The sequence below is a fragment of the Bacteroides cellulosilyticus DSM 14838 genome (assembly GCF_000158035.1).
Taxonomy (GTDB): Bacteria; Bacteroidota; Bacteroidia; order Bacteroidales; family Bacteroidaceae; genus Bacteroides; species Bacteroides cellulosilyticus.
Window position 1 is genome coordinate 185643 of the sequence record NZ_EQ973489.1, and the last position, 11271, is coordinate 196913.

Consider the following 11271-nt stretch of genomic DNA (forward strand, 5'->3'; position numbering starts at 1 on the left):
TAGAAAAAAAGAGCGTTTTTATGTTTGTAATTCACTAATTCACAAGTCCTTAATATGTATTATACAAACTTTGCCTGTATTCATGCAAATATCTCCTTTTAAACTGAATTTTCATCGCAGAAGTTATCACTTCGTAAGAATTGAGGAGTCAGGCTTCATAATCCCATTATATAGAAAGCTGAATGATAGAGGAGAAACTTGATATGCTCCTTCCTTTTTCTCCTAAAGCCTTAATGTTAATGTCATTATGCTATAAGTAAAACCTCGTTTTTCAGTTGAGGGCTGTGTAGCCCGCAGTTGTGGGACCGACAGCCCTCAATTGGAAAACGTAGAGCTCGCAACTGTGGGACGAAGTTTTGTTACGGGCAAAAGGACAAAAACAATAAAGCAAAGCTTAGTTTTCATACGGCCTTAAGGCATTTATGTACCAAGCTCACGTGAGAAAAAGCTAGTGATAGGATGAAACAGAATGGAGTTGTAGTTCCCATTATTGGGGACTTAGATGGATAGTGATCTGTGTCTTTTTGCCTTCTTTATCCTTCGGGGTACAGACGATGCGGAATTCAGCTTTGTCTGTCACTCTCTTCGGATAGATCTTCACTCGTAGATTGGCTGATTTCTTCTTGGCAGGGATAATGACCGTCTTGTCTTCAATACTGAAAATAGCTGCTTTACCCGGCATGTTTATGCCATTAATGAGAACTTCCCTATCCTCATTTTTCTTTTCAGCGGCAATAATCTTTACGTCGAACTCTTCTGTGTCTTTGTTTTTGTCGAACGAATAGTTTTTGGTGGCTTTCTCAAAACCTACATACTCTTCGGGATAACTGGAACTGTTGTTACTGCATGCGGCAAGGATAAAGAGAAGCCCTGCGGTTCCTGCCATTTGTTTGCAAAATCTTTTCATGTCGTTTTAATTTAGTTTAGTTTATATAGTTCATGAGTAAAGACAGGAGCAAAAAAGAAATTCCCTATGGCGATAGAAATAAAAAGTGTTAATTAATCAGGTGGAAGATTGTTTTATTACATAAATTTTTCTGTCCGTTACATGTATTTTCGGGGAGTTTCGGGGAGATGGAATAAGTGTTTTTTAGATGATGAAATGAGATCAAAAAAAGGAATAATGGATATTAAAAATGAAGATTTGTGTTACATTTTATTGAGGCTAAATATTTGTTTTATAGTATGTTGTACTGCTAATGGTAACGTGGCGTTGAATGCTTTGGAAATGCTTGAAAAAGGATGTAACGAATGATAAAGCTTGTGTTACAATAAAGTGAGATTCAATAAAAGTCTATTTTCTATATTTGCAGCAAAGAATCATGATATAATAATTGATTTAATACTATGTGAAAACATAAGTTGTTAGCTGAAAATGAAAAGAAAAATGTCCGAAAATGAGAATTGCAGTTTCAATATTGTTTTGCCTGCTTGTAGTTCTGGAGAAAGTGATGAAAAATACTCCCGGTTATATATAAAGAAGGCTGAAGGATGTTTTTCTCTGATTTATATTATGTTGTATACAGTAAAATTATATATGTATTTAATCTTAAATGAAAAGTGTATGAAAACAAAATTATTGTTTATGTTGCTTCTCTTTCTTTGTGTGTCTACCGCATGGGGGCAAAGTAAGAGTATTAGTGGTAAAGTCACGTCTACTACTGACAATGAACCGGTTATCGGTGCATCTGTTGTAGTAAAAGGAACGACGAATGGTACAATTACTGATTTTGATGGTAATTTTACTCTTTCGGCAGATGCCAATTCTACATTGGTGATTTCGTTTGTTGGATATGTTACGCAAGAAATTGCTTTGAGTGGTAATACTTCTGTTAATGTATTGCTGAAAGAAGATACACAAATGCTGGATGATGTGGTTGTTATCGGGTATGGTACTCAGAAGAAAGCGGACCTGTCATCGTCTATTGCTGTATTGGATACCAAAGAACTGAGCAAAGTGCCGGGAGGTTTGTCTGCAGGACTCCAGAGTTCTGTGGCCGGTGTACAAGTTACGAATGGTAGGGTTCGTATTCGTGGTGTGGGTTCTATTAATAACACTGATCCGCTTTATGTAGTAGACGGTATGATTGGAGGAGTTGTACCCGATGAAAGTAATATTGCCAGTATTCAGGTTTTAAAAGATGCTGCATCCTGTGCCATTTATGGTGCCCGTGGTGCTAATGGTGTGATTATGATTACGACCAAACGGGGTGCCAGCGGTGATGTGAAGGTAGATTATGACGGTTATGTGGGTTGGAAAGGACTTTCACACGATGTAGAGATGTTGAACGGGCAGGAGTTAGCTGAGCTTATTAATGAAGAAATGTATAATGCCGATCCTAACCGTACTGACTATCTGACGGCTCTCTCTGATCCGGCCGCGATTGGTGAAGGTTACAATATGATGGATATTTTAAAGCGTACGGCTTTTTATCAGAAGCATAATCTTGCTGTTAGCGGTGGGTCGGATAAGGCTAATTTTCGTATCAATACCACTTACTCTACAGACCAGCCGGTGTTCATTCGTGAAGATTACAAGAATTACGGTATACAATTCATCTCTGATTTTACAAAGGGAAAGCTGAAGTTGGGAGAAACGGTAACGATCAACCGTAACTTGCACGATTGGAGCGATTGTAAGATATTGGGTGCTCAAAAGTGGTCTTCTACATTGCCTATTTATGACGATAGTCATCCTACAGGTTTTGCTGGTGCCGGTAATGGTACAGACTGCGGAAATCCGGTGGCAGAATCTTATATGAACTGGAATAAGGGTGAAGGTACAACTATCAATGGTAATATATGGGCTACTTACGAAATCATCCCGGGGCTGAAGTACAAGTTCAATATGGGAGTGGATATGTATCGCTATATGGTACAGAATTATATTGCTGATTATTCTATTGGCTATGAAAACCATACACCGGACGAGTACAAAATGTCCAGTACGAAGACTAATCGTTTCTTATATGAAAACACTTTGTCGTATGATAAAACTTTTGGTAAACATAGCATCAACGCTTTGATTGGTGTCACTTCAGAAGAGACAAAAGGTCTTGGACACAATGGTGGGGCACGTGCTATGCCCAGTCCTGATATTCTGATTCTGGGTTCCACACAAGATGATGCGTCGAAAGTGGTTGGCTCTTCCGTTAGCCGTTCGTCTATGTTCTCTTTGTTGGGTCGTGTAAACTATAGCTATGATAGTAAATATATGCTGACTTTCAATTTCCGTCGTGATGGTTCTTCTAACTTTAGCAAAAATAATCGTTATGGTAACTTCCCTTCTTTCTCTGCTGCATGGCGCATCAGTCAAGAGAAATTTATGAAGAACCTGACTTGGATCAGTGATCTGAAACTGCGTGGTAGCTGGGGTATGTTGGGTAATTCCAATATTAGTCCTTATCAATATCAAAGTACAGTGAATTTCGCTCAGATGTGGTATTATTTGAATGATAGCAAGGTGACGGGAGCATTGCCTACTACACCTGCAAATCCGGACGTAAAATGGGAAACGCAATATTCTACTGACTTGGGACTCGATTTGTCAGTTCTGGATAGCCGTCTGTTGTTTACAGTAGATTATTATTATAAGAAAACAAAGGATATGTTGATTCAGGTTCCTATTTCTTTCTCTGCCGGATATATGGGTAATTTCCCGACGTTGAATGCCGGTAGCATTGAAAACAAGGGGTGGGAATTTGCTCTCACTTACCGTGATCATATCGGAGATTTTGATTATTCGGTTACGGGAAATCTGTCTACCGTTAAAAACAAAGTGCTTGACTTGGGGACTAACAATGCTATTTTTGCTGCCAACAGTGTGACGAAGACGGCTGTAGGAAAGTCTATCGGGCAATTCTGGGGATATGTAACAGATGGATTGTATAGAACTCAGGCACAGTTGGATGAGGATAAGAAGTTTGCTCCGAATGCGCAGTTGGGAGATGTACGTTTTAAGGATTTGGATAAAGATGGTGAGTTGACTGATGAAGACAAGGACTACATCGGTAATCCTATTCCTGATTTTACTTACGGATTAAGTTTGGATGCAAGATATAAGACAGGGTTTGGTGATGTTGATTTCTCCATGATTTGGCAAGGATCACAAGGTAATGACATCTTTAACTATAGTCGTGTAGACAATGAAGGTATGCACCATTATTATAATAACACCAAAGAAGTTCTGAACCGTTACCGGGCAGAAGATCTCACTTTCGTCAATCCTATTTCAGGTGTTACGACATTCTACCCGAAGAATACGGATACGGATATTCCTCGTGCAGTGATCGGTGATCCCAATCAGAATCGTAAACTTTCTGATCGTTATGTAGAAGACGGTTCATATCTTCGTTTGAAAGCCTTGACATTGGGTTATACTTTTCCGAAGGTTTTTCTGAGTCGATTTGGCATTGAGCATCTGAGACTTTACGTAGGTGCTAAGAATCTGCTTACTATCACCTCATATAAGGGATATGACCCGGAAGTAGGTGATCAGGATAGATACAGCGGCAAAAATCTGACAAGAGGTGTTGATGGTATGTCTCTCTGGGATCCGACTTTCCCTAATACGCGTGAGTTTTACATGGGTTTACAATTGACTTTTTAAATAATAGAAAGATATGACTTCACTTAAAAATACATTACGTACTTGCGTTGCACTGTCTGCTGTCTCCATTGTAAGCAGCTGCGTGCCCAACATGGATTTGAATAATCCGGAACAGCTTTCAGTAGACACTTATTATACTACCGAAGCTCAACTTGAAGCATCCATTATCCCGGCTTATGAAGCTTTGATAGGACAGAATCAAGGTGGCTATGCACGAGCTTTGTATTACAATTTATTGGCTCCTGGTGATGATTTTGATAAAACATTCAAGTGGCCTAACCTGTATCAGGATACTTACTCAACTCCGGCTAATGAAGGACTGCTGAAAAGCTCCTGGCAAGATCTTTTTAATGGCGTATTTGCTTCTAACATAGCTATTGAGAAAATTACACACTTTGAAGGAACAATAGATGAGGCCAAAAAAGATCGCCTGTTAGGTGAAGCTTATTTTTTAAGAGCTTTACATTATATGCATTTGGTTCAGTTATTTGGCGAAACGGTTCCTTATTGGGATCATCCTGTATCCGATGCATCAGAGTATTATCCAGGCAATGCGGAAAAAGGACAGATTTATGCATTGATTATTGCTGATTTTGCAAAGGCAGCTGAATTACTGCCATTGAGAAGTACGCTTTATGCCGATGCTGCCAATAAAGGGCGTGCTACTAAGGGAACTGCACAAGCTTACTTGGCAAAAGCCTATTTGTATCGCCCCATTCTGGAACGCGGACAGGCTGCGGAATTTGGAAAAGCGGAAGCTGAGTTGAAAAAGGTAATAGACAGCGGGGAATATAAACTGGTGGATAATTATCGTGAGAACTCTATGTGGGGTACAGATTATGAGAATAATATAGAGTCTGTGTTTGAGATACAGATGTTCAATGGCCCTGATTGGCTGGGAGGCGACAAGTCTGATTCCTGGAGATGGCAGGAAATTGGTGTGCCTGACGGAACCGGTGGCTCTTGGTGGAATCTTGCTCCAAACCAACGTACATATGATGAATTTGAAGAGGGTGACCCGCGTAAATTTATGACGATGTGGTGTCCGGGGGGTGCTTATTACACTCAGCTTGATGGTACTGTGGCCGATTGGGATTATATGTATGCACACCTATCTTCGGATAAACACCTGTACGGGACCCGTAAAGAATGTCCGGATTATCAGATTGCTGATGCTGATAATGAAATTAATACCCGCCTGATGCGCTATTCGGATGTACTGTTGATGTATGCTGAATGTCTGAGCGAAGCAGGCAATGATAATAAGTCAATAACTGATCCTACAGGACCGAAGTATTATATTCAGCAGGTTCGCGACCGTGCTAATAAGATTGTTCCTTCTGAACAGCCACATCTGTGGTATCAGCATGAACCGGGATATATTCCCAATGTAGATGAACTGTTGGCCAGCGATAAAGTTATCAACGGCGTTCCGATGAATACGATTAAAAATATCATTGTTCATGAACGTTTTGTAGAACTCTGTGGTGAATATCTCCGTTATTTTGATCTTCTTCGTTGGGGGCTGGCTGATTCTAAATGGCTTGACTCATTGAAGGCATTGGGGTGGAGTGAAAAGGCTATGTATTATCCCTTCCCTGAAGAAGAACTGAGTAATAATTCCAATCTGAAAGGTAATGATATGAACTGATTCTTGTGAATGAATATGAACTAAGGTAGTTTATAGAATTGGAATTGTTTTCAATAGGTATTTTTATCAGTTCGGGGCAGGCAAAAGGTCTGTCCCGAATTTTATAAATTTGTATTGTGGGTAAAGTGGCAGCCAGAGTTGTCTTATTCTATTTTTACATTTGGTAAATATAAATTTTAGGTGATATTTATTATCTTTGCAAATCTTATTGCACTACTATGAAGATCAAAAATATACTCTGTATTTTGTGCCTGTGGATATCCATAGTTGGTTATGGACAATCTGGCAAAGTTTTTACCACAGATGGGGAACTCTCAAACAGCTTAATCAATAAACTATATCAAGATAGAAACGGATTTATTTGGATTGCCACAGAAAACGGCCTTAATCGATATGATGGAGCGAAAGTAACTATATACAAACATGATTCCAATGATCCCCATTCTTTGTCTCATAATTACGTACGAACTTTATTTGAGGATGCCAAAGGACGGCTTTTTGTCGGAACATGTAACGGGTTACAAATATATGATGCAGCCCGTGATAGCTTCACTCTCCCCGCCCGACGCGAAAATGGAGAAGTCTTTAATAGTAATATATCCGCTCTTCTGCAACGAAAAAATGGAGATATCTGGGTGTCCGGCAATGAACTCTGTCAACTCTTTATTGAAGATGATGAACTGATTGTAAAGCCATTATTGCTGGATATTCCGACTTCCATGACTGGGGCTGTTATAGAAACTACTACAGGAGAGATATGGATGACTGCGGGTGAAAATGGTATTTATCGTTTGACTCCTGCTGGAAAGGGAAAACAATATTTGATACAAAAAAAAGGAACTCCAATAATTGATGTATGTGAAGATTATAAAGGTAATATATATGCGATAAGTATGGGCAATGGACTTTTTAGATATGACCGCACTCATGATAGTTTTATTCCCATACCTTATAAAGGACAATATAATCTGTTTATCAAAACAATATATCAGAGTTCTCAGGATATACTCTATTTGGGAACAGATGGAGAAGGAGTTAAAGTCTATAATAGTAGAACCAACGAGATTACAGATGCTCAATTCAGCAATAGTTGTTTTGATGTTACAAACGCTAAGGTACACTCTCTTCTTAAAGACTATGCAGGCAACTTCTGGCTTGCTATTTATCAAAAAGGAGTGGTGATGATTCCCACTGTGCAAAATGGGTTCAAGTATATAGGATCTAAAGATGTGAATAGTAATATAATAGGATCATATTGTGTTACCAGCCTGCTTCGTGATCATAATAATGATTTATGGGTAAGTACTGACAATGACGGCATTTATGTAATCACTCCCGAATTAGAGCAAAAAGAACATTTTGTACATGAAAACACTTCGAGCTCTGTTCCTGCCATCATCATTACGTTGTATGAAGATTCGGAGCACAATCTTTGGTTCGGTTCTTTTACCAACGGCATGGGGAAAATAGACCGTAATACAGGCCGATGTACATATCTTGATAATCTGGTTGATGCTAATGGTAAACATGTACAACGTGTATATGCATTTGCCGAGGATAATAGGAAACGATTATGGATAGCTACAATGGGGGCAGGGTTGTTATGCCACGATTTGAAGAGTGGAAAAACAGAACAGGTTACTCCTCCCGATTCTTACTTGTGGTTAAGTAGCGTATTATATTCCAAAGACAATAAACTTTATATCGGAAGTTATGATGGGCTGATATGTGTTGATTTGAATACAAGTCCATTTAATATTTCCTATATATCACCTAAAGTCATAGTACATTGCTTGCATCAGGATAAGGAAGGAGTGATCTGGGCGGGTACATCAGAAGGACTATATAATTATTCTCCACAAACCGATAAACTGACGCTTTACACTGCACAAGACGGGCTTCCCAGTGATGTAGTGTATGCTGTTCAAGAAGATAATCAAGGTTTCTTATGGATTAGTACGGATGCCGGTATTTCTCAATTCAATAAGCATAATCATAAATTTATTAACTATTATGTAAGTGATGGATTACAAGGTAATGAGTTCAGTAAAAATGCCTCATTCAAAGATGCTGATGGTACTCTCTGGTTTGGAGGAGTGAATGGAGTTACTTACTTTAATCCGCAAGAAATTACTGATCCTGCAAAAAAATGGAATATTCGTATTACTGATTTCTATATTCATAATACTCCCGTGAGAAAAGGGATGAAATCAGGTAGATATGAAATTATTGATCGGCCGGTATTTGAAGCGCAAAAGTTTCATTTGGCTCATAAGGACAATGCATTCAGCATCGAATTTGCCACTATGGAATTGAATAGTCCCGAACGGCTTATATATATGTATTCCATGAATTATAGTGACTGGGTGGTGCTGCGTAATGATATAAATCGTATTTCATTCAACGATCTTCCTCCTGGTACTTATAATCTTAGAGTACGGGCCGGGGATCATAATATGCTTTCGAATATTAAAGAGATTACAATCCTGATATCTCCGGCATGGTATGCATCGAATTGGGCAAAATTATGTTATGTCATTTTATTGGCATTAGCCATTTATCTGATTCTTATGCAGATTCGTAATCGCTATCAGATCCGTCAACAAATGATTGAACATGCTCGTGCAGAGGAGATTAATGAGGCAAAGCTCCAATTCTTCATCAATATATCTCATGAAATACGCACACCGATGTCTCTTATAATCAGTCCACTACAGAAGCTAATGATGACAGATAGCGATGCTGATCGGCAGAGGTCTTATAGTATCATGTTCCGAAATTCGAAACGTATTCTTGATCTGGTTAACCAATTGATGGATATCCGGAAGATCGATAAAGGACAAATGCTTCTGAAATTTCAAGAGATAGAGATTGTAGAGTTTATCAGAGACCTTCAATCTACTTTTGAATATCAGGTTAATGCAAAACATATCTCTCTCAATTTTCATGTACAGCAGGAAAGGCTTAATGTATGGGTAGATCCTAAGAATTTTGATAAGATCATTCTGAATTTATTGTCAAACGCTTTCAAGTTTACACCCGAGCAAGGGCAAATTGATATATACCTGCGAACGGGAGAAGATATGGAAGCCCCCGTTCCATTGCAGCATTATTTTGAGTTTGTTGTGGCGGACACAGGTATTGGCATTGATGAAAGTGAGATGAATCAAATTTTCGAACGTTTTTATCAGATCAAGAATCATCTGAATAACTCTAACATAGGCACTGGTATTGGGTTACATTTGGTACATTCATTGGTCAAGTTGCATCATGGAACAATACGGGTTGAAAATAATGAAAATGGTAAAGGTAGTAGGTTTATTGTTCGTTTACCACTTGGAAATAAGCATCTAAATTCGAAAGAAATAGATGAGAATGAGAAGTCTGCTTTACCTCCTTCTAAGGAAGTGCTCATTTTGTCTGATACTATAAGTACGAATGAGGAAGTAAAGCTAAAATCAAAAAGCAAATATAAGGTTTTGATAGTGGATGATGATGAGGAAATCCGTAAATATATTTGTCGGGAACTAGCTTCGGATTTTCATATGATGGAGAGTACTAATGGCAGAGAAGCCTTATCCATAGTATTAAGGCAAACTCCTGATCTGGTTATCAGTGATATTATGATGCAGGAAATGGATGGATTGACTTTGTGTCATAAGATTAAACAAAATGTTAATATTAATCATATACCTGTCATATTGCTGACTGCGAAAACACGTGAAGAAGATAATATGGAAGGACTGGATATGGGAGCTGATGCCTATATTATCAAGCCATTCAATATTGATATTCTAAGAAAGACGGTTATAAATATAGTGAAAGGGAGGGAGATGTTGCGTAATTGTTTTGGTGGGAGCCAGAAACAAGAGGTTAAGAATCAGATGGTTGATATGCAATCTACAGACAATAAACTATTAGATAAGGTAATGAATATTATCAACCGAAATATTAGCAATCCGGAACTTACGGTAGAAATGATAGCTAAAGAAATTGGGATCAGCCGTGTGCATCTACATCGTAAATTGAAAGAATTGACCAATCAAAGTACACGTGATTTAATACGTAATGTAAGATTGAAACAAGCAGCTAATTTGTTGATTTATAAACGCTATAGTGTAACAGAGGTTGCTTCATTGACTGGCTTTTCCAGTATTACTCTTTTCTCCAGGTCTTTCAAAGAATTGTACGGAATGACACCCAGTGAATATATAGGGAAACATTCAAACGAGGTTGGGGAGCATAGAGAACTATAAAAAGAATGTGTTACTTATTAGAGCAGTATTTCTTTCAATCGAATGGTTGCTTTCTGTAATTGCGCATCCACCGTTTTTGTACTGATGCCCAACTCTTCTGCTACTTGTGCATAGGTTTGTTTTTCTTCGCGGATGCGGATAAAGACTTCACGGCAACGTTCCGGTAGCCGGTCGAGAGCTTTTACATAGCGGGAAAAAAACTCCTCGCTGATCAGAGTATCTTCAGGTGATACTGCTTGATCGGAGTGTTCATGTAGGGTTTCTGTTGATAGGGTGGGGCGGCGCTCCTCTTTTTCTATATAGTTGAGAGAGGCATTCTTTACGAGTATGAAACAGTAATCTTCGATATTGGTAATTTCTAATAATTGCTTACGGTGTTCCCAGAGTTTCATGAAAACATCGAGCACAATCTCTTGCGACCATTCTTCGTGGTGAGTGTAGTAATAAGCAATACGGAACAGACGGTCATACGTCATATCATAAAAATCCCGGAAAGCAGTTTGCGAATCCTGCTCGCTCATTTTCCGTAGATACCTTCTGACTTCCTGTTCTGTCATATTGTCGTTTCATGTAATCAGCGGACAAAGGTAAGAGTTTCAAATTAAATATCCTATTTTGTGTGCTTCTTGTCTTTCTAAAATGTTGATTAAAAGATGGAGTTCTAGCAGAACTTGATAGATTGGTTAAAGTGTACTAATCAATGATATTAGCAAATATTTGCTTCTACCGTAGCTGTTGTTTTCATGATACTTCTG

Annotated in this window: 5 protein-coding genes; 3 read left to right on the top strand and 2 right to left on the bottom strand. The window is 38.6% G+C overall.

Features of this window, described 5'->3' with window-relative positions:
• Positions 1-487 precede the first annotated feature (487 nt).
• A complete protein-coding gene (locus BACCELL_RS03595) occupies positions 488-907 on the bottom strand; it encodes a hypothetical protein (RefSeq protein ID WP_007210187.1) in 420 nt (139 codons plus the stop codon).
• A 657-nt stretch (positions 908-1564) separates the two neighbouring features.
• Between BACCELL_RS03595 and BACCELL_RS03600 the strand changes: the two genes are divergently transcribed.
• The 3 genes from BACCELL_RS03600 (at position 1565) to BACCELL_RS03610 (ending at position 10516) form a co-directional block, all read left to right on the top strand.
• On the top strand, positions 1565-4609 hold the full coding sequence (locus BACCELL_RS03600; RefSeq protein WP_157133873.1) for a SusC/RagA family TonB-linked outer membrane protein: 3045 nt from the start codon (positions 1565-1567) through the stop codon (positions 4607-4609).
• A gap of 13 nt (positions 4610-4622) precedes the next feature.
• The gene (locus BACCELL_RS03605; RefSeq protein WP_044153270.1) at positions 4623-6260 is read left to right on the top strand and encodes a RagB/SusD family nutrient uptake outer membrane protein; all 1638 of its coding nucleotides are present in this window, start codon (positions 4623-4625) and stop codon (positions 6258-6260) included.
• Between the two features lie 218 nt (positions 6261-6478).
• Complete coding sequence (locus tag BACCELL_RS03610; protein WP_007210191.1) at positions 6479-10516, top strand: hybrid sensor histidine kinase/response regulator transcription factor; 4038 nt, start codon at positions 6479-6481, stop codon at positions 10514-10516.
• A gap of 17 nt (positions 10517-10533) precedes the next feature.
• Here BACCELL_RS03610 and BACCELL_RS03615 read toward each other — a convergent pair whose 3' ends face one another.
• Positions 10534-11073: an RNA polymerase sigma-70 factor gene (locus BACCELL_RS03615; protein ID WP_007210192.1), complete on the bottom strand. Its 540-nt coding sequence runs from the start codon at positions 11071-11073 to the stop codon at positions 10534-10536.
• Positions 11074-11271 lie beyond the last annotated feature (198 nt).

Coding starts and splice junctions, on each gene's coding strand:
- BACCELL_RS03595 (WP_007210187.1), bottom strand. CDS start 907: ATGAAAAGATTTTGCAAACAAATGGCAGGAACCGCAGGGCTTCTCTTT.
- BACCELL_RS03600 (WP_157133873.1), top strand. CDS start 1,565: ATGAAAACAAAATTATTGTTTATGTTGCTTCTCTTTCTTTGTGTGTCT.
- BACCELL_RS03605 (WP_044153270.1), top strand. CDS start 4,623: ATGACTTCACTTAAAAATACATTACGTACTTGCGTTGCACTGTCTGCT.
- BACCELL_RS03610 (WP_007210191.1), top strand. CDS start 6,479: ATGAAGATCAAAAATATACTCTGTATTTTGTGCCTGTGGATATCCATA.
- BACCELL_RS03615 (WP_007210192.1), bottom strand. CDS start 11,073: ATGACAGAACAGGAAGTCAGAAGGTATCTACGGAAAATGAGCGAGCAG.